21 protein-coding genes are annotated in these 22892 nt (G+C 66.3%); 19 read left to right on the plus strand and 2 right to left on the minus strand.

Annotated elements, in window-relative coordinates; all coding sequences use genetic code 11:
* Positions 1 to 170: 170 nt before the first annotated feature.
* The 18 genes from algD to RTW82_RS09660 all read left to right on the plus strand — a co-directional run bounded on the left by algD (position 171) and on the right by RTW82_RS09660 (position 20363).
* Positions 171 to 1481, plus strand: coding sequence for a GDP-mannose 6-dehydrogenase (algD, locus tag RTW82_RS09575; RefSeq protein WP_316924928.1), 1311 nt, complete (start codon positions 171 to 173; stop codon positions 1479 to 1481).
* Positions 1482 to 1597: 116 nt separating this feature from the next.
* Positions 1598 to 3079, plus strand: a complete 1482-nt coding sequence (gene alg8, locus RTW82_RS09580) for a mannuronan synthase (protein ID WP_316924929.1) — start codon at positions 1598 to 1600, stop codon at positions 3077 to 3079.
* A gap of 26 nt (positions 3080 to 3105) precedes the next feature.
* On the plus strand, positions 3106 to 4275 hold the full coding sequence (locus tag RTW82_RS09585) for an alginate biosynthesis protein Alg44 (RefSeq protein WP_021220904.1): 1170 nt from the start codon (positions 3106 to 3108) through the stop codon (positions 4273 to 4275).
* A gap of 40 nt (positions 4276 to 4315) precedes the next feature.
* Positions 4316 to 5665: an alginate biosynthesis TPR repeat lipoprotein AlgK gene (gene algK, locus RTW82_RS09590; protein WP_021220905.1), complete on the plus strand. Its 1350-nt coding sequence runs from the start codon at positions 4316 to 4318 to the stop codon at positions 5663 to 5665.
* A 10-nt stretch (positions 5666 to 5675) separates the two neighbouring features.
* Positions 5676 to 7127, plus strand: a complete 1452-nt coding sequence (locus tag RTW82_RS09595; protein ID WP_184487466.1) for an alginate export family protein — start codon at positions 5676 to 5678, stop codon at positions 7125 to 7127.
* Between the two features lie 28 nt (positions 7128 to 7155).
* A complete protein-coding gene (algG, locus tag RTW82_RS09600; RefSeq protein WP_316924930.1) occupies positions 7156 to 8715 on the plus strand; it encodes a mannuronan 5-epimerase AlgG in 1560 nt (519 codons plus the stop codon).
* An 11-nt stretch (positions 8716 to 8726) separates the two neighbouring features.
* Positions 8727 to 10157, plus strand: a complete 1431-nt coding sequence (locus tag RTW82_RS09605) for an alginate O-acetyltransferase (RefSeq protein ID WP_316924931.1) — start codon at positions 8727 to 8729, stop codon at positions 10155 to 10157.
* A 13-nt stretch (positions 10158 to 10170) separates the two neighbouring features.
* Complete coding sequence (locus RTW82_RS09610) at positions 10171 to 11277, plus strand: mannuronate-specific alginate lyase (protein ID WP_021220909.1); 1107 nt, start codon at positions 10171 to 10173, stop codon at positions 11275 to 11277.
* Positions 11278 to 11450: 173 nt separating this feature from the next.
* Positions 11451 to 13007, plus strand: coding sequence for an MBOAT family O-acyltransferase (locus RTW82_RS09615; protein ID WP_043239986.1), 1557 nt, complete (start codon positions 11451 to 11453; stop codon positions 13005 to 13007).
* Between the two features lie 11 nt (positions 13008 to 13018).
* Positions 13019 to 14170 (plus strand): alginate O-acetyltransferase, encoded by a 1152-nt coding sequence (locus RTW82_RS09620; RefSeq protein WP_021220911.1) that lies wholly within the window; start codon positions 13019 to 13021, stop codon positions 14168 to 14170.
* 86 nt (positions 14171 to 14256) lie between these two features.
* Complete coding sequence (locus RTW82_RS09625; RefSeq protein ID WP_021220912.1) at positions 14257 to 14901, plus strand: alginate O-acetyltransferase AlgF; 645 nt, start codon at positions 14257 to 14259, stop codon at positions 14899 to 14901.
* A 140-nt stretch (positions 14902 to 15041) separates the two neighbouring features.
* Positions 15042 to 16487, plus strand: a complete 1446-nt coding sequence (locus RTW82_RS09630) for a mannose-1-phosphate guanylyltransferase/mannose-6-phosphate isomerase (RefSeq protein WP_316924932.1) — start codon at positions 15042 to 15044, stop codon at positions 16485 to 16487.
* A gap of 166 nt (positions 16488 to 16653) precedes the next feature.
* Entirely contained in the window at positions 16654 to 17118 is a 465-nt protein-coding gene (locus RTW82_RS09635) for a multidrug transporter (protein ID WP_316924933.1), read from the plus strand.
* 52 nt (positions 17119 to 17170) lie between these two features.
* Positions 17171 to 18010, plus strand: coding sequence for an SDR family oxidoreductase (locus RTW82_RS09640; RefSeq protein ID WP_043239976.1), 840 nt, complete (start codon positions 17171 to 17173; stop codon positions 18008 to 18010).
* Positions 18007 to 18375, plus strand: a complete 369-nt coding sequence (locus tag RTW82_RS09645) for a hypothetical protein (protein ID WP_410478779.1) — start codon at positions 18007 to 18009, stop codon at positions 18373 to 18375. The genes RTW82_RS09640 and RTW82_RS09645 overlap by 4 nt, the downstream gene beginning before the upstream one ends.
* 184 nt (positions 18376 to 18559) lie before the next feature.
* Positions 18560 to 19291: a hypothetical protein gene (locus RTW82_RS09650; RefSeq protein ID WP_316924934.1), complete on the plus strand. Its 732-nt coding sequence runs from the start codon at positions 18560 to 18562 to the stop codon at positions 19289 to 19291.
* A gap of 241 nt (positions 19292 to 19532) precedes the next feature.
* A complete protein-coding gene (locus RTW82_RS09655; RefSeq protein WP_316924935.1) occupies positions 19533 to 20069 on the plus strand; it encodes a GNAT family N-acetyltransferase in 537 nt (178 codons plus the stop codon).
* Between the two features lie 57 nt (positions 20070 to 20126).
* Complete coding sequence (locus tag RTW82_RS09660) at positions 20127 to 20363, plus strand: hypothetical protein (protein ID WP_316924936.1); 237 nt, start codon at positions 20127 to 20129, stop codon at positions 20361 to 20363.
* On the opposite strand, the gene RTW82_RS09665 is transcribed toward RTW82_RS09660, so the two are convergent.
* Together RTW82_RS09665 and RTW82_RS09670 are read right to left on the minus strand one after the other, a co-directional pair.
* Positions 20360 to 20677 (minus strand): cupin, encoded by a 318-nt coding sequence (locus RTW82_RS09665; RefSeq protein ID WP_316924937.1) that lies wholly within the window; start codon positions 20675 to 20677, stop codon positions 20360 to 20362. The two genes, RTW82_RS09660 and RTW82_RS09665, sit on opposite strands and share 4 nt — an antisense overlap.
* Positions 20674 to 21579, minus strand: coding sequence for a DMT family transporter (locus RTW82_RS09670; protein WP_316924938.1), 906 nt, complete (start codon positions 21577 to 21579; stop codon positions 20674 to 20676). Before RTW82_RS09670 ends, RTW82_RS09665 begins: the two co-directional genes overlap by 4 nt.
* A 150-nt stretch (positions 21580 to 21729) precedes the next feature.
* Between RTW82_RS09670 and RTW82_RS09675 the strand changes: the two genes are divergently transcribed.
* Positions 21730 to 22602, plus strand: coding sequence for an AraC family transcriptional regulator (locus RTW82_RS09675; protein ID WP_316924939.1), 873 nt, complete (start codon positions 21730 to 21732; stop codon positions 22600 to 22602).
* Positions 22603 to 22892: the final 290 nt, after the last annotated feature.

The raw sequence follows: 22892 nt of genomic DNA on the forward strand, positions 1-22892 counted from the left end.
TTGGAGCCAGCTTGTTCACAGGCTCCGCTTCAGGTACCCGCAGTTTCGGTGCCAGGTGTTTGTCATGCCTGCACGCAGCTGAAAGTTACGAATTGAATGTAACGGCTGCAAAACGGAAGTGGCGATTATGCCACCAATTAACAGCGTGCTAAATGGATGAGGTGAATGCGATGCGTATCAGCATCTTTGGTTTGGGCTACGTCGGTGCAGTATGTGCCGGTTGCCTGTCGGCTCGTGGTCATGAAGTTGTCGGTGTAGACGTCTCCACCACCAAGATCGACCTGATCAACAACGGTAAATCCCCCATCGTCGAGCCCGGGCTCGAAGAACTCCTGCAGCAAGGTCTGAAGACCGGTCGCCTGCGCGGCACTACCGATGTCGCCGCCGCTGTGCGTGACACCGAAGTCTCCTTCATCTGCGTCGGCACCCCGAGCAAGAAGAACGGCGACCTGGAACTGGACTACATCGAAGGCGTGTGCCGCGAGATCGGCTTCGCCCTGCGTGACAAGTCCGAGCGCCACACCGTGGTCGTGCGCAGCACCGTGCTGCCGGGCACCGTGATGAACGTGGTGATCCCGATCATCGAGGATTGCTCCGGCAAGAAAGCCGGTGACGACTTCGGCGTCGCGGTGAACCCCGAGTTCCTCCGCGAAAGCACCGCGATCAAGGACTACGACTTCCCGCCCATGACCGTCATCGGCGAACTGGACAAGGCCTCCGGCGACCTGCTCGAAACCCTGTACCGCGAACTCGACGCACCGATCATCCGCAAGGAAGTCCAGGTCGCCGAGATGATCAAGTACACCTGCAACGTCTGGCACGCCGCCAAGGTCACCTTCGCCAACGAGATCGGCAACATCGCCAAGGCGGTGGGCGTCGATGGTCGCGAAGTGATGGACGTGATCTGCCAGGACCACAAGCTCAATCTCTCCAAGTACTACATGCGCCCCGGCTTCGCCTTCGGCGGCTCCTGCCTGCCCAAGGACGTGCGCGCCCTCAACTACCGCGCCAGCTCGCTGGACGTCGAGGCCCCGCTGATCGGCTCGCTGATGCGCAGCAACGCCTACCAGGTGCAGAAGGCCTTCGACATCATCGCCGCCCAGGACAAACGCAAGGTCGCCCTGCTCGGCCTGTCGTTCAAGGCGGGTACCGACGACCTGCGTGAAAGCCCCCTGGTGGAACTGGCCGAGATGCTCATCGGCAAGGGCTTCGACCTGCGCATCTACGACCGCAACGTCGAGTACGCCCGCGTACACGGCGCCAACAAGGACTACATCGAATCGAAGATTCCCCATGTGTCCTCCCTGCTCGACAGCGACTTCGACGGCGTGGTCGGCGATGCCGACATCATCGTCCTCGGCAACCGCGACGAGCTCTTCGCCCCGCTGGCGCAACGGGCGCCCGAAGGCAAGCGCGTGATCGACCTCGTGGGCTTCATGCCCAAGGCGACCAACGCACAGGCCGAAGGCATCTGCTGGTAATCCCGGACACCAGCTTCTAAGCGCAACGCAAGTGATGAACCTCGGGTCGGCGAACAACAAGAAGCCGCGCCCACGCCCGAGGTTTGTCCGGCGCCAACGACGGAATGGATAAACGTATGGACAAGCTCAAGCTAAGCCTCAACGAGGCGGCGGGTTGGCTTTTCTACCTGACGGGCCTGGGGCTGCTCGCACTGGCCCTGCCCAAGTCGGTCTTCGACCCCGACTCCAAGCATTTCCTGCTGCTGATCGGCCTGGTCGGCATCTGGCGCTACTCCATGGGCGGCCTGCACTTCATTCGCGGCATGCTGTTCCTGTATGTGGTCTACCCGCACTACCGGCGCAAGGTTCGCAAGCTGGGCAAGGCGGCCGACCCGTCCCATGTATTCCTGCTGGTGACCAGCTTCCGCATCGACGCGCTGACTACCGCCATGGTCTACCGCTCGGTGATCCAGGAAGCGATCAGCTGCGGCTACCCCACCACCGTGGTCTGCTCGATCGTCGAGCTGTCCGATGAGCTGCTGGTCAAGGGCCTGTGGGAAAAGATGAACCCACCCACCCACGTCGCCCTCGACTTCGTGCGCATCCCCGGCACCGGCAAGCGCGACGGCCTGGCCTATGGCTTCCGCGCCATCTCCCGCCAGCTGCCGGACGAGAACGCCGTGGTCGCCGTGGTCGATGGCGACACCGTGCTCGCCGAAGGCGTGGTTAAGAAGACCGTGCCCTGGTTCAAGCTCTTCCCCAATGTCGGCGGCCTCACCACCAACGAGTTCTGCGAGGTGCGGGGCAGCTACATCATGTCCGAGTGGCACAAGCTGCGCTTCGCCCAGCGCCATATCAACATGTGCTCCATGGCGCTCTCCAAGCGGGTGCTGACCATGACCGGGCGCATGTCGGTATTCCGCGCCAAGGTGGTGACCGACCCGGACTTCATCGCCGACGTGGAAAGCGACCACCTGGACCACTGGCGCCTGGGTCGCTTCCAGTTCCTCACCGGTGACGACAAGTCCAGCTGGTACAGCCTGATGCGCCTGGGCTACGACACCTTCTACGTGCCGGACGCGGCGATCAACACCGTCGAGCACCCGCCGGAGAAGAGCTTCATCAAGGCCAGCCGCAAGCTGATGTTCCGCTGGTACGGCAACAACCTGCGGCAGAACTCCCGGGCCCTGCGCCTGGGGCCACGCCGCCTGGGCTGGTTCACCACCCTGGTGCTCAGCGACCAGCGCGTATCGATGTGGACCTGCCTGCTGGGCCTCGCCGTCGCCATCATCGCCAGCATCAAGTACAGCATCGCCTACCTGCTCGTGTACCTGCTGTGGATCGGTCTCACCCGTTTCATCCTCACCCTGCTGCTGAGCGTTTCAGGGCACCACATAGGGCCGGCCTACCCGCTGATCCTCTATTACAACCAGATCGTCGGCGCCCTGGTGAAGATCTACGTCTTCTTCCGCCTGGACCAGCAGTCCTGGACGCGCCAGAACACCAAGCTCAACCGTGATCTCGCCAGCTTTACGCGCTGGTTCAACACCTGGTCCTCACGCGCCATGACCTTCACCGCAACCAGCGTATTCGTCGCCACGCTGATGGCGTTCGTGTGACAGAACTTGAATAGGAAATCCAAGCCATGAATACAGCCGTCAACGTCAATGTGGTGCACGAATCCGAAGCCCAGCGCCAGCACGCCCGGGTCAAGATACCGGCCAAGATCCGCTACCTGGCCAACAACGAACGGGTCGAGCACCGCCTGGTCGACCTCTCCGCCGGGGGCTTCTCCTTCCAGACCAGCCCCAAGCACCGCGCCCAGGTCGGCGACTACCACCAGGGCCGCATGCTGTTCCAGCTGGACAGCCTGACCCTGGGCCTGGACGTCGAATTCCAGGTGCGTGCCGTGGACCCGGACAGCGGCCGTGCCGGCTGCCAGTTCCACAGCCTCAAGCCCCGTGACATCGCCACCCTGCGCTACCTGATCAGCGCCCACCTGTCCGGTGAAGTGATCAGCGCCGGCGACATGCTCAACACCCTGCAGCGCGAGAACTTCACCAAGCCGCGCAAGAACGGTGGCAACGGCGGCGGCATGGGCGTGTTCGGCCGCCTCAAAGCCGTCACTTTCAGCGCCGGCCTGTTCGTCGTCGGCCTCGCCGCCTTCGGCTTCATCTTCAAGTCCCTGTACGGCCTGTACTTCGTCACCCACGCCGAATCCGGCATGGTCGCGGTGCCCAGCATGCAGGTCACCATGCCCCGTGAAGGCACCGTGCAGAGCCTGATCGGCGGCGAAGGCACCAACGTCGACAAGGGCGCCCCCATCGCCTCCTTCTCCGCCACCATGCTGGAGATGCTCAAGGGCCATCTGACCGACGACCAGCTCACCCCGGCCAACGTCGAAGAGCTGTTCGGCAAGCAGATGAAAGGCACCCTGACCAGCCCCTGCAACTGCAAGGTGGCGCGCCAGCTGGTCGCCGACGGCCAGTTCGCCGGCAAGGGCGACGTGATCTTCGAGCTGGTGCCCCAGGACTTCGAAGCCACCGTCAGCGCCCGCTTCCCCTACCGCAACTTCGCCCAGGCCAAGCCCGGCGCCAGCGTCACCTTCCAGGTGGCCGGCGAAGACAGCCCGCGCCACGGCAAGATCATCAGCACCAGCCTGATCGACAGCGGCCTGTCCTCCGACATCCGCGTGGTCATCCAGCCCGACCAGACCCTGGACAGCAAGCTCGCCGGCCAGCCGGTCGAGGTCAGCATCGACCGCGGCCCCTCGTTCGACTGGATGGTCGACCGCGCCCTGGCCGCCGGCTTCTAAGGAGGGAGACCACGTGGCGACATTCCCCTCGCGTTACCTGATGCTCGGCGCCGCGGTCGCGCTGGCCGGCTGTGCCGGCCTGCCCGACCAACGCCTGGCCAACGAAGCGCTCAAGCGTGGCGACACCGCCACCGCCGAGCGCAACTACCGCCAGCTGGCGGACCTGGGCTACGTCAGTGCCCAGGTCGGCCTGGCCGACCTGCAGGTCAACAGCGGTGACCCGGAGCAGATGCGCCAGGCCGAGCAGATCTACCGCCAGGCCATGGACGAATCGCCCCGCGCCAAGGCCCGCCTCGGCAAGCTCCTGGCGCGCAAGCCCGACGCCACGCCCGCCGAACGCCAGGAAGCGGCCAAGCTGCTGGACGAGGCCTTCAAGGCCGGCGAGCCCAGCAGCCTGCTGCCCCTGGTCATGCTCTACCTCACCTTCCCGCAGGACTTCCCCGGCGTGAACGTGCAGCAGCGCATCGCCCAGTGGCGCGCCGACGGCCAGCCCCAGGCCGAGCTGGCGCAGATCCTCTTCTATCGAAGCCAGGGCACCTACGACCAGCACCTGGGCGAGATCGAGGACATCTGCAAGCGCACCCTGGCCCAGGCCGACGTCTGCTACGTCGAGCTGGCCACCGTGTACCAGAAGCAGAACAAGGCCGAGGAGCAGAAAGCCCTGGTCGCCCAACTGATGAACGGCTACCACGCCGGCGTCATCCCCGCCCAGCGCGTCGACTCGGTGGCCCAGGTGCTGGCCGACGCCGAGCTCGGCGGCAAGCCCGATGAAGGCAAGGCCCAGGAGATGCTCGAAGAGATCGCACCGGCCTACCCCGCCGCCTGGGTCAGCCTGGCCAAGCTGCTCTACGAATACCCGGGCCTGGGCGACATCGACAAAATGATGGAGTACCTCGACCACGGCCGCGAAGCCGCGCAACCGCGCGCCGAGCTGCTGCTGGGCCGCCTCTACTACGAAGGCAAGCTGCTGCCGCAGGACCCGCACAAGGCCGAGGAGCACCTGATGAAGGCCTCCGCCACCGAACCCAGCGCCAACTACCTGCTGGGGCAGATCTACATCCGTGGCTACCTGGGCGACATCTACCCCGACAAGGCGCTGGACTACCTGCTCAATGCCGCGCGCAGCGGCCAGATCAACGCCGACTTCGCCCTCGGCCAGATGTTCGCCCAGGGCAAGGGCATCACCCCGAACCTGGTCAACGCCTACGTCTTCAGCCAGCTGGCGCTCCCCAAGAACACACCCCAGGCCACCGAGCTGGCCCAGGCGGTGGAACAACAACTGCAGCCTGCAGAGCGTGCGCGGGCCGAGCAGCTGCTGCGTGAAGAACGCCAGCTGAGAGGCACCGCACTGCAAGACGCCGCACAGATGCAAGCCATGCAGACCCCTTGAAGGAATCGATATGAAATTCAATCTCTGGACGAATGCCAGCCTGGGCCTGGGCATCACGCTGATCACCGCGAGCAGCGCCTTCGCCGTGCAGATGAGCGACAAGAACTTCGGCCTCGACATCAAGGTCACCGCGCAATCGGAAGACGACCGCGACCTCGGCACCCAGAAGGGCGGCGACGTCAACGGCATCGGCCTCGACCTGCGCCCCTGGGTCTACGGCCAGCGTGGTGAGTGGAGCGCCTTCGCCATGGGCCAGGCAGTGACCGCCACCGACATCGTCGAGACCGACACCCTCGAATCCAGCGACATCGACAGCGAGTCCAGCCAGAACAACGACGGCCGCGAACCGGACAAGAGCTACCTCGCCCTGCGCGAGTTCTGGGTCGACTACGCCGGCCTCACCGCCTACCCGGGCGAGCACCTGCGCTTCGGTCGCCAGCGCGTGCGCAGCGACGAAGGCACCTGGTGGGACACCAACATCGAAGCCCTGCGCTGGACCTTCGACACCACCCTGCTCACCGCCAACGTCGGCGTCGCCGAGCGCTTCAGCGAATACCGCACCGACATCGACGAACTGGCCCCCGAAGACAAGGACCGCCAGCACATCTTCGGTGACGTCGCCACCCAATGGATGCCCAACCACTGGGTCGGCCTCAAGCTCCACCACAGCCGCGACAACGGCAGCCTGCCCGACAACGGCGAAGTGGTGGACCCGCTGGACAAGCGCTACACCGGCGACCTGACCTGGCTCGGCATCAACGCCGACAACGGCTTCTTCGACCGCCGCTCGCCCGAGACCCTCAACTACTGGGCCCAGGCCACCTGGCTGACCGGCGACATCGACGAGCTGAACCAGACCGTGGTCGGCAACGACCGCCTCGCCAACGGCTCGCGCAACGTCGATGTCGACGCCTGGGCGCTGGACCTCGGCCTGCGCTGGAATATCGACGACCAGTGGAAAGTCGGTGGCGCCTACGCCCGTGGCAGCGGCGGCGGTGACGACGACAGCTCCGAGCAGTTCCGCCAGACCGGCATGGAAAGCAACCGCTCCAACTTCACCGGCACCAACTCGCGCATGCACCGCTTCGGCGAAGCCTTCCGCGGCGAGCTGAGCAACCTCCAGGTGGGCACCGCCTTCGCCTCCTGGCAGCTGCGCGAAGACTACGACGCCAGCGTCGTCTACCACCGCTTCTGGCGTATCGACGACAACCAGGACGTCGGCCAGGCCGGAATCATCGCCCCGCTGGAGGACGGCGAGAAAGACGTCGGCCAGGAGCTCGACTTCGTCGTCACCAAATACTTCAAGCAGGGCCTGCTGCCGGCCTCGATGGCCGAGCACATGGACGACGCCTCCGCGCTGGTGCGTTTCCGTGGTGGCGTGTTCAAGCCGGGCGATGCCTATGGCAGCGGCACCGACTCGCTGATGCACCGCGCCTTCGTCGACTTCATCTGGCGCTTCTGAGGCCGCCATGCGCGAAGGGAGAACAGCCATGAGAAACTGCATCGGAACCCCCCTGCCGCTCAGCGGTGTGGTGCTTGGCGCGCTGCTCATCGCAGCGCCCTGGGTCCAGGCCGCCGAGCCGACCAAGGAACTCAAGGAAACCAAGAACTACACCGTCACCAGCGCGCCGGTGGACCAGCTGCACCTGGAAGCGCCCACGCTGCCCGACCTCTCCGGCTACACCGCCCAGGCGGTGGACGCCAAGATCGACCGCTCGAAACAGGGCAAGGTCGTGGTGCGGCGCATGCTGCAGCAGGACGCCCTGAAGGACTTCATCGGCGGCAACGAACGCATGCGTGAATGGGTCACCCGCCAGCGCGGCATGCCCCAGGCGATCTTCATCGAGGGCGGCCACGTCACCCCCGCCGACATCGCCAAGGCCCTGCCCGACACCCAGTTCAGCGAGACCGAGCCGGGCGTCTACCTGGCCCGCCTGCCCGTGGTGGTGGCCCAGGACGCCAACCTGGAGATCGACAAGAGCACCAAGGACTTCCGCCTCTCACAGGAGCGCGGCGCGTTCCTGGTCAACGACGGCAAGCTGTTCATCACCGGCACCCGGCTCACCGCCTGGCGCGAGCAGGACAAGGGCCCGGCCACCTTCCGCACGCCCAACGAGTTCCGTCCCTTCCTGGTCTCCTGGGGCGGCAGCGAGCTGTACATCGTCGGCAGCACCGTCACCAGCCTCGGCTACAACAACTCCAAGTCCTACGGCGTCTCCATCACCCAGTACACCCCGGGCATGCACGAGCGCCTCAAGCGCCCCGAGCCCACCGGCTGGCTGGTGGATTCGGAGTTCGTCGACCACTGGTACGGCTTCTACTGCTACGAAGCCCGCGACGTGGTGATCAAGGGCAACACCTACCGCGACAACATCGTCTACGGCATCGACCCCCACGACCGTTCCCACGGCCTGATCATCGCCGAGAACACCGTCTACGGGACCAAGAAGAAGCACGGGATCATCATCTCCCGCGAGGTGGACGACAGCTGGATCATCAACAACAAGACCTACGACAACAAACTCTCGGGCATCGTCATCGACCGTAACTCGGTGAACAACCTGGTGGCCTACAACGAGGTCTACCAGAACCATGCCGACGGCATCACCCTGTACGAGAGCTCCAACAACCTGTTGTGGGGCAACAAGATCGTCAACAACCAGCGCCACGGCATCCGCCTGCGCAACAGCGTGAACATCCGCCTGTACGAAAACCTCGCCATCGCCAACGGGCTGACCGGCGTGTACGGGCACATCAAGGACCTGTCCGATACCGACCGCGACATCGAACTCGACCCCTTCGACACCAAGGTCTCGATGATCGTGGTCGGCGGCAAGCTCGCCGGTAACGGCTCCAGCCCGCTGTCCATCGACTCGCCGCTCTCCGTGGAGCTCTACCGCGTGGAGATGCTCGCCCCGAGCAAGTCCACCGGCATCAGCTTCGCCGGCGTGCTGGGCGAGAAACAGGAAGAAATCCTCGACCTCATGGTGCGCCGCAAGAAAGCGGTGCTCATCGACCCCGTCGAAAGCCAGGCCGAACTCCAGGATTGAGGCAACAGATCATGCACAAGAACAGCACCCGTTGGTTCGCTCCCTCCGCCCTGGCCGCCGCCCTGCTGGCCAGCGCCCACACCGCCCAGGCGGCCGAACCGCAGTACAGCGTGCAGCGCACCGGTCCGCTGTGCGCCACGGCGCAGAACCCGAACACCTACAACACCAAGTACCTGAGCTTCTTCACCGCCCTGGTGCAGGCCAAGGACGACTGGTTGTTCCGCTCGCGCAACGACCTGCGCACCGACTTCGGCACCACCCCCTACGGCTACAGCGAGTTCAAGCGCCTGCGCGACGCGCTCAAGGCCAAGGGCATCGAGCTGATGGTGGTCTACCAGCCCACCCGCGGGCTGATCAACCGCGAGAAGCTGACCGATGAAGAGAAGGCCCGCTTCGACTTCGAGCTGGCGAAGAAGAACTACCTCAAGACGGTGGCGGACTTCCGCAAGACCGGTATCTGGGTCACCGACCTCTCGCCGCTGTTCGACGAGCAGGGCGTGGACACCGACTACTACTTCAAGGCCGACCACCACTGGACCCCGGCCGGCGCCGACCGCACCGCCAAGCTGGTGGCCGAGACGCTGAAGGAGATGCCCGGCTTCGCCGACATCCCCAAGAAGGAGTTCTCCAGCAAGGTCGTCGGCCTGCTGCCCAAGGCCGGCACCCTGCACAAGACCGCCGGCCAGCTGTGCGGCACCACCTACGCCACCCAGTACGTCGACCGCTACGAGACCGAAGCCTCGGGCGAGGCCGGCGGCGACAGCCTGTTCGGCGACGAGTCGAACCCGCAGATCGTCCTCGTGGGCACCAGTAACAGCGGCCCGGCCTACAACTTTGGCGGCTTCCTGCAGCAGCACAGCGGCGCCGAGGTGCTCAACATGGCGGTCAGCGGCGGCGGCTTCGACAGCGCCCTGCTGCAGTACATGAGCAGCAAGGAATTCCACGAGAACCCGCCGAAGATCATCGTCTGGGAATTCGCCACCCACTACGACATGGCGCAGAAGAGCTTCTACCGCCAGGCCCTGCCGCTGGTGAACAACGGCTGCGAAGGCCAGAAGGCGGTGATGCACAACAAGGTGAAGATGAAGCCCGGCGCCAACGAGGTCTTCGTCAACGGCCAGAACGGCGCGGTCAAGGACATCCGCGGTGGCGACTACCAGGTCGACCTGACCTTCAGCGACCCGTCCGTGCACGAATCCAAGGCCACCATCTGGTACCTCAACGGCCGCCGCGAAAACTTCAAGATCGAACAGAGCGACCGCGTCGACACCGGCGGTCGCTATGCCTTCGAACTGCGCAACGACCCCGACTGGCGGGACCTCAACGTCCTCGCCCTGGAAATCCACAGCCCCGAACAGATGCCGGAAAACCTCAGCGTCGACGTGACCCTGTGCAAGCGTCCCGGCAACGGTGGCGACACCCTCACGGCCAAGGCCGAGTGAGGAAGGAGGCCCCATGAAACATCCACTCAGCCTGCTCGCGCCCTGCCTGCTCGGCGGCTTCCTGCTCGCCGGCCAGGCGAGCGCGGCCGACCTGGTGCCACCGCGCGGCTACTACGCCCCGGTGGATATCGACGACAAGAAGCCCGAGGCCTGCAAGGCACCGCCGCAGCCCTACACCGCCAAGCTCGACTTCCGCAGCAAGTACGAGGGCTCCGACAAGGCCCGCGCGACGCTCAACCCGGATGCCGAGAAGGCCTTCCGCGAGAAGACCGCCGACATCACCGAGATGGAGCGCGGCGTCAACAAGATGGTCATGGCGTACATGCGTGAAGGGCAGCGTCCGCAGCTCGAGTGCGCCCTGCAATGGATGACCAGCTGGGCCCAGGCCAACGCCCTGCTCAGCACCGAGTACAACCACACCGGCAAGTCCATCCGCAAATGGGCGCTGGGCAGCCTGTCCTCCGCCTACCTGCGGCTGAAGTTCTCCGACAGCCACCCGCTGAACGCCTACCAGACCCAGACCCAGGTCATCGAATCCTGGTTTTCGCGCCTCGCCGACCAGACGGTGCACGACTGGAGCGGCCTGCCGCTGAAGAAGATCAACAACCACTCCTACTGGGCCGCCTGGTCGGTGATGGCCACCGCCGTCGCCACCAACCGCCGCGACCTGTTCGACTGGTCGGTGGACCAGTTCCGCGTGGCCGCCAGCCAGGTCGACAACGACGGCTTCCTGCCCAACGAACTCAAGCGCCAGCAACGCGCCCTCGCCTACCACAACTACAGCCTGCCGCCGCTGGCGATGATCGCCGCCTTCGCCCAGGCCAATGGCGTGGACCTGCGCGAAGAGAACAACGGCGCCCTGCGCCGCCTCGGCGAGAAGGTCATCGCCGGTGTCGACGACCAGGAACCCTTCGACGACAAGACCGGCAAGGACCAGGACATGGACGAACTGGAGAAACATGCCAAGTTCGCCTGGCTCGAACCCTGGTGCGCCCTCTATGGCTGCAAGCCCGACACGGTCGAGTGGAAAGACTCCATGGGCCCCTACAAGACCTTCCGCCTCGGCGGCGACGTGACCCAGGTCTTCCACCCAAAGAAGGAGGGCAGCAGCGGTAGCTGATGCAGCGCCCTCCCCTACCCGGGGAGGCGCCTGACGGAATCAACCGACCGCGCAGCAGACGCGGCGGCGCAAGGATTTGAACGCCACACCCTGGGGAGGGAATGGCGGGTCGCACACCGGGCTGGAATGCCCGGCGGCGGCCCAGAAAGTTACGTACAAGTGGAGAGACTCGGATGGTCTTTTCTTCAAACGTGTTCCTGTTCCTGTTCCTGCCGATCTTCCTCGGCTTGTACTACCTGGTCGGAACGCGCTATCGCAACCTCCTGCTGCTCATCGCCAGCTACGTGTTCTATGCCTGGTGGCGGATCGACTTCCTCGCGCTGTTCGCGGGGGTCACGGTGTTCAACTACTGGATCGGCCTACGTGTAGGCGCAGCCGGCGTGCGCACGAAAGCGGCGCAGAAATGGCTGCTCCTCGGCGTGGTGGTGGACCTCTGCGTCCTCGGCTACTTCAAGTACGCCAACTTCGGTGTCGACAGCCTCAACGCCATCATCACCTCGTTCGGCATGGAGCCCTTCGTCCTCACCCACATCCTGTTGCCGATCGGTATCTCGTTCTACATCTTCGAGTCCATCAGCTACATCATCGATGTGTACCGCGGCGACACCCCGGCGACCCACAACCTGATCGACTTCGCGGCCTTCGTGGCGATCTTCCCGCACCTGATCGCCGGCCCCGTGCTGCGCTTCCGCGACCTGGTCGACCAGTTCAACCACCGCACCCACACCGTCGACAAGTTCGCCGAGGGCTGCACCCGGTTCATGCAGGGCTTCATCAAGAAGGTCTTCATCGCCGACAGCATCGCGCCCATCGCCGACCATTGCTTCGCCCTCTCCGACCCGACCACGGGGGATGCCTGGCTCGGTGCGCTGGCCTATACCGCGCAGCTGTACTTCGACTTCTCCGGCTACAGCGACATGGCCATCGGCCTCGGCCTGATGATGGGCTTCCGCTTCATGGAGAACTTCAACCAGCCCTACATCAGCCAGTCCATCACCGAGTTCTGGCGGCGCTGGCACATCAGCCTCTCCACCTGGCTGCGCGACTACCTCTACATCAGCCTGGGCGGTAACCGCGGCACCACCTTCCAGACCTACCGCAACCTGTTCCTCACCATGTTGCTGGGTGGCCTGTGGCACGGCGCCAACTTCACCTACATCATCTGGGGCGCCTGGCACGGCATGTGGCTGGCGATCGAGCGCGCCCTGGGCGTCGACGCCGCGCCGCGTGTGCTCAACCCGCTGCGCTGGGCCTTCACCTTCCTTCTGGTGGTGGTCGGCTGGGTGATCTTCCGCGCCGAAAACCTCGACGTCGCCTGGCGCATGTACGCCGCCATGTTCAGCTTCGGTGACCTGGGGCTCTCCGAGCTCAACGCCGCCCAGCTGACCAGCCTGCAGATCGCCACCCTGGTGCTGGCCTACGTGGTGCTGGCCATCTTCGGCATCCGCCAGTTCTACACCAAGCCCCTGGCCGGTGCGCCCAAGGCCCGCGCCGAGGAACAGGTCGACGCCAACGGCCCGGCCACCGCCCAGCCGCGTACCCAGCAGGGCGGCGCCAACGACCCGGCGGCCATCGCCTACTCGCCGAGCGGCGGCCTGGTCTGGCAACAGGCCTGGATGACCCAGCTGCCGGTACTGGCGACCCGCATCGCGCTGCTGGTGCTGTTCGCCGCCTCGATCCTGAAGCTCTCTGCACAGAGCTTCTCCCCCTTCCTCTACTTCCAGTTCTGAGGAGCGCAACCATGAGCAGAACTGCCAACACCCTCTACATCGTGGTCTTCGCCGGCATGCTGCTGGCCCTGAGCCTGTGGTCCATGCGCGGCATCGTCGGCTTCAGCGTCGCCAAGGAAACCACCGTGCTCAACGGCAAGCTGGCCCACGCCTTCGAGAAGCACTACGACGATGAATTCCCGATCAAGCAGATCGGCACCAACCTCTGGGCGCTGGTGGACTTCGGCCTGTTCGGCGAAGGCCGCCAGGGCGTGGTGATCGGCAAGGACGGCTGGCTGTTCTCCGACGAGGAGTTCGACCCGGTCGCCGATGGCAGCCGCCACCTGCAGGAAAACCTGGCGCTGATCCAGGGCGTGCGTGACGAGCTGGCCGGGCGCGGCGTGACCCTGGTCCTGGCCATCGTGCCGTCCAAGTCGCGCCTGTACCCCGAGTACACCGGCGAAGCCCGCCCCACTGCCCTGCGCCAGGACCTCTACGCGCAATTTCGCGGCGCCGCCCGCAAGGCCGGGATCATCGCCCCGGACCTGCTCGGCACCCTGGAGCAGGCCAAGCACAACGGCCAGGTCTTCCTGCGCACCGACACCCACTGGACGCCCCTGGGCGCCGAGGCGGTGGCCAACACCGTGGGCGAGGCCGTGCGCAGCGCGGCGCCGCTCTCGGGCGATGCCCAGGAGTACGTCACCGAGGCGGTGAAGAACGAGGACTACAAGGGCGACCTGACCCGCTTCCTGCCCCTGGACCCGATGTTCGAAAACCTCATGCCGGCACCGGACAAATTGCAGAAACGCGAGACCCGCGCCGCGGTCGAAGGTGAAGCCAGCGGTGACTCGCTGTTCGCCGACAGCCAGGTGCCGGTGGCGCTGGTGGGCACCAGCTACAGCGCCAACCAGAACTGGAACTTCGCCGGCGCCCTGCGCCAGTCGCTGCAACGCGACCTGGTCAACCACGCCGAGGACGGCCACGGGCCGATCCTGCCGATGCTCAAGTACCTCAAGAGCGACGAGCTGAAGGACGCCGCGCCGCAACTGGTGATCTGGGAATTCCCCGAACGCTACCTGCCGATGGCCAACGACCTCAGCGAATTCGACCCGCAGTGGATCGCCGAACTGCGCAAGGGCGGCGGCACCCCGGGCGAGCGTCTCGCGGCCACCGCCGCCAACTGAAACCCAGCAGTGAGGTCCCGCCCCGCGAGCCCTCGACGACTGTGGCCCCACCGGGCCATTTCAAGAAAGAAAGATGGAGGAACACCATGAACCGACAGAAGAAACGCAACTGGACGTCGTATGCCTGCGCCATCGCCCTGGGCCTCGCCGCTGTGCATGCACAGGCTGACGAAGGCGGGCTCTACGGACCCCAGGCACCCAAGGGATCGGCCTTCGTCCGCGCCTACAACGCCGGCAGCAGCGAACTCAGCGTCAACGTCGGCAACACCGCGTTGAACGACGTCGCCCCGCTCGGCTCCAGCGACTTCAAGTTCCTGCCCGCCGGCAACTACAGCGCCCAGATCGGCGCCACCAACCTGCCGGTGAAACTGGAAGCCGACCGCTACTACACCCTGGTCAACCAGCCGGGCGCCGAGCCCAAGCTGGTGGAAGAGCCGGCCTTCAAAAACAAGCAGAAGGCCCTGCTGCGAGTGCAGAACCTCTCCGACGCCAAGCTCACCGTGAAGACCGCCGACGGCAAGACCGCCGTGGTCGAGGACGTTGCGGCCCAGGGCCGTGGCGAGCGCGAGATCAACCCGGTGAAGGTCAACCTCGCCCTGTTCGACGGCACCCGCAAGGTCAGTGACCTCAAGCCGGTCTCGCTGCAGCGCGGCGAAGTCGTCTGCCTCTACATCACCGGCAGCGGCGGCAAGCTCTCCCCGGTCTGGGTCAAGCGCCCGGCCGAATCCTGATGTACCCGGCCCGGGGCCGAGGGCCCCGGGCAACGCTTCGTACCCGCCGCAAGAGACAGTGGGACTACAAGACAGAAATCAGTGATCGATGTGATGAGCAATCTATCCACAAACGACAAGCGATTTTAGGAGATACACCCATGATTCCTGTGATCCTCTCTGGCGGTAGCGGCTCCCGACTCTGGCCCCTTTCGCGCAAGCAGTACCCCAAGCAGTTCCTGGCCCTGACCGGTGACCACACCCTGTTCCAGCAGACCCTGGAACGCCTGAACTTCGAAGGCATGCAAGCCCCGGTGCTGGTGGCCAACAAGGATCACCGCTTCATCGTCCAGGAGCAGCTGGACGCCATCAAGGTCACCCCGCAGGCCATGCTGCTCGAGCCCTTCGGCCGCAACACCGCGCCCGCCGTCGCCATCGCCGCCATGCAGCTGCTGGCCGAAGGCCGCGACGAGCTGATGCTGGTGATGCCGGCCGACCACGTGCTGGAAGACCAGCGCGCCTTCCAGCAGGCCCTGGCCCTGGCCACCATCGCCGCCGAGAAGGGCGAGATGGTGCTGTTCGGCGTGCCGGCCCTGCGCCCCGAGACCGGCTACGGCTACATCCGTGGCAAAGATTCCGCCGGCAGCCTGCCGGACGGCATCAGCCGCGTCGCCCAGTTCGTCGAGAAGCCCGACGCCGAGCGTGCCCAGCAGTACGTGGACTCCGGCGACTACTTCTGGAACAGCGGCATGTTCCTATTCCGCGCCAGCCGCTTCCTCGATGAGCTCAAGCACCACGACGTGGACATCTACGACACCTGCCTGCTGGCCCTGGAACGCAGCCAGCGCGAAGGCACCACGGTGACCATCGACGCCGCCACCTTCGCCTGCTGCCCGGACAACTCCATCGACTACGCGGTGATGGAGAAGACCCAGCGCGCCTGCGTGGTGCCGCTGTCCGCCGGCTGGAACGACGTCGGCAGCTGGAGCTCGATCTGGGAAGTCCACGACAAGGACAAGGACGGCAACGTCACCAAGGGCGACGTGGTGGTGCAGGACAGCCACAACTGCCTGGTGCACGGCAACGGCAAGCTGGTGTCGGTGATCGGCCTGGAAGACATAGTCGTGGTCGAGACCAAGGACGCCATGATGATCGCCCACCGCGACCGCGTGCAGGAGGTCAAGCAGCTGGTCAACGAGCTCGACGCCCAGGGCCGCAGCGAAACCCAGAACCATTGCGCCGTGTACCGCCCCTGGGGCTCGTACGACTCGGTGGACATGGGCGGCCGCTTCCAGGTCAAGCACATCACCGTCAAGCCCGGCGCGCAGCTCTCGCTGCAGATGCACCACCACCGTGCCGAGCACTGGATCGTGGTCTCCGGCACCGCCGAGGTGACCTGTGACGACAAGACCTTCCTGCTCACCGAGAACCAGTCGACCTACATCCCGATGACCTCGGTGCACCGCCTGACCAACCCCGGCAAGATCCCCCTGGAGATCATCGAGGTGCAGTCCGGCAGCTACCTGGGCGAGGACGACATCGAGCGCCTGGAAGACGTCTACGGCCGCAGCGACGCGGTATCGGTGAGCCATGTGACAGCACGCTGAGCCTCCTTCCCCCATCGGGAGGCCCATTCCCCCTGTGCCAGCAGGGGGAATGGCGTGCGCCAACCCAGGGGGCCCAGCCGGCCCCCGCGCCTGGCACATCCCACCCCGCATCGCCGCAGCGTAATGCGCTAGCATTGAGCCCCTCGAAACCCCCACGGGCGTTCCCATGCTGATCGGTGCGATCCTCATCCTGACCTGGCTGATCCTGGTCATCCGCCACCCCGCCAAGGCCCTGCCCATCTCCCTGGTCGCCGTGCTCGGCATCGGCCTGGTCGCCGCCTGGGTGCTCTGGGAGGAGCGCGTGGTGGAGCGCCAGCTGGCCCTGCTCGACGTGCGCGTCGGCTACGCCCCCGACCAGTGCCCCGCCGACCGCCCCCTGCAGATCCGCGTGCACAACGGCAGCAGCACCACCCTGCTGGACCTCGCCTGGGTGATCCAGGCCTACCGCCCGGGCGACTCGATCAACCTCACCCAATCGACCTACGAGGCCGAACGCTCCCTCGGCCCGCCGCGCCTGCAGGCCGGCGCCGACTGGAGCGACTGCCTGCCCCTGCCGCCCCTGCGCAGTGGCTACCGCCCGCAGACCCTGGAGTTCCGCGCCGAGCGATTACATGGCAGATTCACCGACTGAAGACCCACCCGCTGTCGCCTCCACCACAACAAGACCAACAAGGAACCCAGCAATGAGCCAACCCGTTGCCCTCATCACCGGCTGCTCCAGTGGCATCGGCCGCGCCCTGGCCGATGCCTTCAAGCACGCCGGTTACAGCGTCTGGGCCTGCGCCCGCAAGGCCAATGACGTCGACGCCCTCAATGTCGCCGGCTTCATCGGCGTGCAGCTGGACGTCAACGACGAGGACGCGGTGGCGCAGCTGGGCGAGCGCCTGCAACGGGAAACCGGGCGCCTCGACGTGCTGGTCAACAACGCCGGCTACGGCGCCATGGGCCCGCTGCTCGACGGCGGCACCGACGCCCTGCGCCGGCAGTTCGAAACCAACGTCTTCTCGCTGATCGGCCTCACCCGCGCCTGCTTCCCCGTGCTGCGCGCCAGCCGCGGCCTGGTGGTCAACATCGGCAGCGTCTCCAGCGTGCTGGTCACCCCCTTCGCCGGCGCCTACTGCGCCTCCAAGGCCGCCGTGCACGCGATCTCCGACGCCCTGCGCCTGGAACTCGCGCCCTTCGCCATCGAAGTGATGGAAGTGCAACCCGGCGCCATCGCCTCCAGCTTCGGCGCCAACGCCAGTCGCGAAGCCGAAGCCGTGATCGCCGAAGGCTCGCCCTGGTGGCCGATCCGCGACGGCATCCGCGCCCGTGCCCGCGCCTCCCAGGACAACCCCACCCCCGCCACCGAATTCGCCCGCGACCTGTTCGCCGCCATCCAGCGCCACCCGCGCCCGCGCCTGCTGCGCCTGGGCAACGGCAGCCGCGCCCTGCCGCTGCTCGCCACCCTGCTGCCCAAGGGCCTGCTGGAATCGGTGCTGAGAAAGCGCTTCGGCCTCAACGTCGCCCTGGAACGCCCGTGAACGACCCGCGCCCGGCCTTCACCCTGCGCTACGCCATCGGTGGCGTAGCCCTGGCGATGGTGCTCAACCTCGCCCTGCGCAGCCTGGTCAAGGTCGGCGGCCTGCTCGCCACCCTGGTCATCGCCGGTGCCGTCGCCCTGCTCCTCGCCGCCGCCTTCCGCCTCATCCAGCGCCGCGCCCCCAGCCGCGGCGAAGCCTGGCGCATCTTCCTCGGCTACGGCGCCCTGCTCGGCGTCCTCTACCTCGGCCTGCTCGGCATGATGACCCTGCAGGACCAACCCAGCCCCATGGCCGTCTTCCTCTTCTTCCTGCACTACCTCTGCTACCCCGCCTTCGCCTGGCTCACCCTCCTCGCCCGCCGCTGACGCCCCGCCCGTTGGGCCTCGCTGCGCTCGGCGCCAACCTACGTCCATCCCCCGCACGGGCTTCACCGCTGCGTAGGGTGGATGCTGCTCTTTGCATCCACCAGCGGCCTCTTCCCGAGCATCACGGCCTCAGGCTATAAACGCGACCTGCCGGCACGCCCGTCGGTGGACAAGGAGCGGCAAAATGCAGGGAAGACTGACGGCGCTGGCGCTGGTAGCCGCGACACTCGCGGGGTGCGATGCCATTGTCACGGTGGAAGGCACCATCGAACCCCGGCTGTTCGCGCGCTCCAAATGCGAGTCTTTCATTCGAAACTCGACGGGGAAGTCATCCTCGTCAGAAATCCATGAGGCGACCTTTTACGACGGCATGATGGTGTCGCCATTCGGCGACGATCTGTACACCGTCCGCGTCGACTGCAAGGCCCACGACGGCACACTGCTGGCCAGCCGCCAGGAAATCGTGACCCTCGGTGACGAGGCCTCGACCCTCTACATGGGCCTGATCAGCACGGAGCCACGCAAGGGACGGAGCCACGAGCCCGAGTGGGTCATCGCCGAGAAGGCACCGCCCCCACCGCCCGACCCCACCTGCCCTCGCCGTGAATCACCGAGCGCCTACACCCGGGCGTTCGACGCCATCGGGCAACGCCTCGCCGAGGACGGCCAGCAAAAGGTCGCGATGAAGCGCCTGACCAGGCTGGCCCACCGCAATGGCTGGCTGCTGGTGGAGGCCGAATACGAACGCCTCGGCCCCATGAGCTTCCTCCTGGAATCCGACCAGCAGGGCTATGCCGTGAAAAGCTACTTCGTCGGCACCACCCCGAGCGGCAAGCGCAGCACGATCATCCGCACCCTGTTCGAGCAGGAAGCACCCAGCGTGCCGCCCGACCTGCTCGCCTGCCTGCTGGACTGACACCTCACCGCCCCTACCAACGCAGCGGACCCGAACCCCGCCCCGTTGGGCCTCGCTGCGCTCGGCGCCAACCTACGCCCAGCTCCCCCGCTCGAACCTCACCGGTGTGTAGGGTGGATGCCGCTCTTTGCATCCACCATGCGGCGCCCACCCGAATACCAACCTCCCCCCGAGGCACGCCCCCTCACCGTTACAGGTCGATCCCACTAGAATCCCAGCCTCCCCCATCGGAACGGACACCATGCACCTGCGCCCCATCGAGTTCCCCCGCGACGCCGAAGCCCTGAGCGCCTTCGATGCCGGCTACGACACCCACCTGCTCTACCGCGTGGAGCGGCAGGGCCTGGCCTTTGCGCTGGTCGAGGAACGTCGCGCGGAGCCCTTCCGCAAGCGCTATGACGCCGAGGGGTTCGCCGAGGATGTCGAGAACGCCGACTTCGCCCTCGCCGCCGTGGCCGAGGACGGCAGCCTGGCGGGGTTCGCCTGCGTACGGCTGGAGGAATGGAACCGCAGCGCCGAGCTGAGCGCGCTGTTCGTCGCGCCGGCCCACAAGGGCCAGGGGCTGGGCCGGCAGTTGCTGGACGAGGCGACCGCCTTCGCCCGCGCCAGCGACGCGCGCTGCCTGTGGCTGGAGACCCAAAGCAGCAACCACCCGGCCATCGGTTTCTACCTGAAATCCGGCTTCGCCCTCAGTGGCCTCAACACCGCCCTCTACGACCCGCGCGAGACCGCACCCGAGGAAGTCGCGCTGTTCTTCAGCCAGCCCCTGGGCGCCTGAAAAACGTTGGAACCGTCGCCCTCCCCGCCTCACTAAAAAGAGAACAAGGGGGAATCGATGGACTATCTCGACCTGCTGCAATGGCCGGCCATGCTGGTCACCGTGGCCGCCGCCTGGCTGATCGGCTCGAAGAAGCCGTCGCGCCGGCACGTAGGTTTCTGGGTGTTCCTGGCCAGCAACGCCCTGTGGATAACCTGGGGCCTGCATGCCCAGGCCTGGGCGCTGATCGTGCTGCAACTGTGCCTGGCAGCGATGAACATGCGCGGGGCGAAGAAGGCCGACGAGGCGAGCTAGACGCTGCCTTCGCGCTCCACCACCAGAACGCGCGCCGCCCCACGGGGGTGGGCCACGTGCTCGCAACCGGGTCCGGCATGGAAGAGGTCGCCGACGCCCAGCAGCACCGCATGCTCCTCGACGCCCTCGCGGTAGCGCATCTCCACCTGGCCATCGAGCACCACGAAGACTTCGCTGCCGTCGTTGACGTGCCAGATGTAGGGCTGGTCGGTCCAGTGCAGGCGCACCGTGGTGCCGTCGAGGTTGGCGATATCCAGCGCCCCCCAGGCGCGCTCGGCGGTGAAGTCGCGGCTGCGTACCACGCGCTGGCTCATGCGCGGCTCCCCAGGGGCGCCGCGGCCACCGGCGCCTTGGGCTTGCGGAACACCAGCAGGTTGCCGGCCATCACCAGCACCAGGCCGAGCAGCGCCGGGGCGGTCCAGCTGTAGCCTTCGGCGAAGGCCGAGATGTTCAGCGCCACCACCGGGAACAGCACGGTGCAGTAGGCCGCGCGCTCCGGCCCCATGCGCCCGACCAGGGTCAGGTAGGCGGTGAAGCCGATCACCGAGCCGGGGATCGCCAGGTACAGCAGCGAGCCGAGGTAGCGCGGGCTCAGGTCCAGGGTGAAGGGCGTGCCGCTGGCCAGGCACCACAGGGTCAGCAGCGAGGCGCCATAGAACATGCCCCAGGCGTTGGTGGTCAGCGGCCGGTAGCCGGCCTTCTGCTGCAGGCTGGAGAGCATGTTGCCGGCGGAGAAGCACAGCGTGCCCAGCAGCGCCAGGCCAAGGCCCAGCAGGGTTTCACGGCTGGCCTGGTGGCCGGCCAGTTCCGGCCAGAACAGCAGCGCCAGCCCGGCCAGGCCGAGGGCACCGCCGGCCAGCACGTTGGCAGCGATGCGCTGGCCGAAGAACACCCGCGCATTCAGCGCGTTCCACAGGGTGGCGGTGGAGAACACCACGGCGATCAGCCCGCTGTGGATCCACTGGCTGGCGGTGTAGAAGCACATGAAGTTGACGCAGAACAGGCACAGCCCCTGGGCCAGGCAGATCATCTGCGCGCGGCCGTCGAGCTTCTGCAGGCGGCGGCTGAGCAGGAGGATGGCGAACAGCACCACGGCGGCCAGGGCGAAGCGGTAGGCGATGGACACGGGAATGGCCACCTCGCCCATCTGCAGCTTGATGGCGATCCAGGTGGTGCCCCAGATCAGGACGGTGAGCAGGTACAGCGAGAGGTTCATGGCGGTCATCCGGGTGGTGCGTCGAGGGGCCAGTCTCCCGCGCAGCCCGTCGGCGCGCTTGCAAAAACTTGCGCTTATCTGCGCCACCCCGCTGCGTCGCGCGGGCGCCCGCGCTAGCATGGTCACCCAAGCCACCCGGTTGCCCCGCGCATGTCGTCACTCCTGCAGAACCAGGTCTTCCAGTCCCTCGCCAGCTCGCCCCATGCCCGCCTGGAGCATGCCGCCGAGCTGGGCGATGGCATGGGCGCAGCGCTGTGGAGCAACCACCACGACGCCCGCGACTACCAGGGCACCCGCCTGCACACCCTGTCCTGCTACCTGGCCGGCGGCACCGGCACCTTCCGCCGCGAGCGCCCGGACACCAAGGGCGCGCCGGACAAGCTGTGCATTCTCCCCGCCGGGCACGAGTCCTCCTGGGTGATCAACGGCGAGATCCGCCTGGCGCACCTGTACATCGCCCCGGCGCAGTTCGCCCACGCCGCCGTCACCCTGCTCGACCGCGAACCCCGCGAGCTGCAGATGCGCGAAGCGACCTTCCTCGACGACGCCGAGCAGGCCGCGCGCTTCCACCGCCTCATCCAGCTCGACTGGAACGAACCCGGCGAACGCATGCTCACCAGCAGCCTGGCCCACGAGATGCTCGGCCACACCCTGCTGACCCAGGTCGGCCTGCGCCAGGGCCCGCAGTTCAGGGGCGGCCTGGCCCCGGCGGTGCGCAAGCGGTTGATGGAGTACATCGACGCCCACCTGGCCGAGCCGCTGAGCCTGGGTGAGCTGGCGGCCTTCTCGGCGCTTTCGGAATACCACTTCGCGCGGATGTTCCGCGAAAGCTTCGGCTTGCCGCCGCACCAGTACGTGCTCGCCCGCCGCCTGGCCCACGCCCGCCACCTGCTGGCCCGCACCGCCCTGCCCCTGGGCGAGGTCGCCCTGGCCTGTGGCTTCGCCAGCGCCAGCCACTTCAGCAACCGCTTTCGCAGCGCGGTCGGCGGCACGCCGGGGGACTATCGGGCGGCGATGGGGTGAGTGATGAGCCTCCTTGTGACACCGAGGTGATGGGTTTCGCGGGGCTCTACCCATCCTACGGGTGCCACATGATGCGGCGCGCCTATCGAGAAAGACTCGTCCCATCCTCTGGGTGATGAAGGTGGCGCCGCTGGGCGAATGAATTGGCTCTGTCTGCGTTAAGTGTTGCTAGAAGATTTGGACCCAGCTGATTGCCGAGTTTTGTTGGTGCTTCTGATTTCGCCCCCCCGGGCGAGTCCCTTTTAACAATCGTCGGAATGCCGAACCACTTAAAAGGAACCAAAAGGGCT

The organism is Pseudomonas sp. zfem005, assembly GCF_032621735.1.
Taxonomy (GTDB): domain Bacteria; phylum Pseudomonadota; class Gammaproteobacteria; order Pseudomonadales; family Pseudomonadaceae; genus Metapseudomonas; species Metapseudomonas solani.

Excerpts from the sequence above, each read along its gene's own strand:
- algD (WP_316924928.1), top strand. The coding sequence starts at position 171 with ATGCGTATCAGCATCTTTGGTTTGGGCTACGTCGGTGCAGTATGTGCC.
- alg8 (WP_316924929.1), top strand. The coding sequence starts at position 1,598 with ATGGACAAGCTCAAGCTAAGCCTCAACGAGGCGGCGGGTTGGCTTTTC.
- RTW82_RS09585 (WP_021220904.1), top strand. The coding sequence starts at position 3,106 with ATGAATACAGCCGTCAACGTCAATGTGGTGCACGAATCCGAAGCCCAG.
- algK (WP_021220905.1), top strand. The coding sequence starts at position 4,316 with ATGCTCGGCGCCGCGGTCGCGCTGGCCGGCTGTGCCGGCCTGCCCGAC.
- RTW82_RS09595 (WP_184487466.1), top strand. The coding sequence starts at position 5,676 with ATGAAATTCAATCTCTGGACGAATGCCAGCCTGGGCCTGGGCATCACG.
- algG (WP_316924930.1), top strand. The coding sequence starts at position 7,156 with ATGAGAAACTGCATCGGAACCCCCCTGCCGCTCAGCGGTGTGGTGCTT.
- RTW82_RS09605 (WP_316924931.1), top strand. The coding sequence starts at position 8,727 with ATGCACAAGAACAGCACCCGTTGGTTCGCTCCCTCCGCCCTGGCCGCC.
- RTW82_RS09610 (WP_021220909.1), top strand. The coding sequence starts at position 10,171 with ATGAAACATCCACTCAGCCTGCTCGCGCCCTGCCTGCTCGGCGGCTTC.
- RTW82_RS09615 (WP_043239986.1), top strand. The coding sequence starts at position 11,451 with ATGGTCTTTTCTTCAAACGTGTTCCTGTTCCTGTTCCTGCCGATCTTC.
- RTW82_RS09620 (WP_021220911.1), top strand. The coding sequence starts at position 13,019 with ATGAGCAGAACTGCCAACACCCTCTACATCGTGGTCTTCGCCGGCATG.
- RTW82_RS09625 (WP_021220912.1), top strand. The coding sequence starts at position 14,257 with ATGAACCGACAGAAGAAACGCAACTGGACGTCGTATGCCTGCGCCATC.
- RTW82_RS09630 (WP_316924932.1), top strand. The coding sequence starts at position 15,042 with ATGATTCCTGTGATCCTCTCTGGCGGTAGCGGCTCCCGACTCTGGCCC.
- RTW82_RS09635 (WP_316924933.1), top strand. The coding sequence starts at position 16,654 with ATGCTGATCGGTGCGATCCTCATCCTGACCTGGCTGATCCTGGTCATC.
- RTW82_RS09640 (WP_043239976.1), top strand. The coding sequence starts at position 17,171 with ATGAGCCAACCCGTTGCCCTCATCACCGGCTGCTCCAGTGGCATCGGC.
- RTW82_RS09650 (WP_316924934.1), top strand. The coding sequence starts at position 18,560 with ATGCAGGGAAGACTGACGGCGCTGGCGCTGGTAGCCGCGACACTCGCG.
- RTW82_RS09655 (WP_316924935.1), top strand. The coding sequence starts at position 19,533 with ATGCACCTGCGCCCCATCGAGTTCCCCCGCGACGCCGAAGCCCTGAGC.
- RTW82_RS09660 (WP_316924936.1), top strand. The coding sequence starts at position 20,127 with ATGGACTATCTCGACCTGCTGCAATGGCCGGCCATGCTGGTCACCGTG.
- RTW82_RS09665 (WP_316924937.1), bottom strand. The coding sequence starts at position 20,677 with ATGAGCCAGCGCGTGGTACGCAGCCGCGACTTCACCGCCGAGCGCGCC.
- RTW82_RS09670 (WP_316924938.1), bottom strand. The coding sequence starts at position 21,579 with ATGAACCTCTCGCTGTACCTGCTCACCGTCCTGATCTGGGGCACCACC.
- RTW82_RS09675 (WP_316924939.1), top strand. The coding sequence starts at position 21,730 with ATGTCGTCACTCCTGCAGAACCAGGTCTTCCAGTCCCTCGCCAGCTCG.